This window comes from Paraburkholderia sp. SIMBA_030, from assembly GCF_046535245.1.
Classification (GTDB): domain Bacteria; phylum Pseudomonadota; class Gammaproteobacteria; order Burkholderiales; family Burkholderiaceae; genus Paraburkholderia.
In genome coordinates this window covers 1-229 of the sequence record NZ_JAWRXB010001833.1, presented here as the reverse complement: position 1 = coordinate 229, position 229 = coordinate 1, and the positions used below count along the sequence as shown (strand labels likewise).

The 229-nt window shown below is 62.0% G+C and carries 1 pseudogene; it reads right to left on the bottom strand.

Annotated features, from left to right (window positions below):
* Positions 1-229: pseudogene (locus SB772_RS46315) on the bottom strand (hypothetical protein); the annotation flags it as partial.

The following is a 229-nucleotide window of genomic DNA, read 5'->3' as shown; positions in this document are numbered from 1 at the left end:
CCAGCATCATAGCCACCAGAGGCAATGTCGCGGCAGCGAACCAGCATCTTCCTCTGATCACTGGCATCCATCCTGCTGAATTCGCGGGTAACCGCACTCGGCGTCATCCCGCTTCCACTGCCGCCACTGGATGCACCACCACCGGACGAGCCGCCGCCGATACCAAGGCCGAGATTGGCGCCTGCGCCATTGCCGATATTTGCGCCCACATTGGCGTTGATGCCGTTCG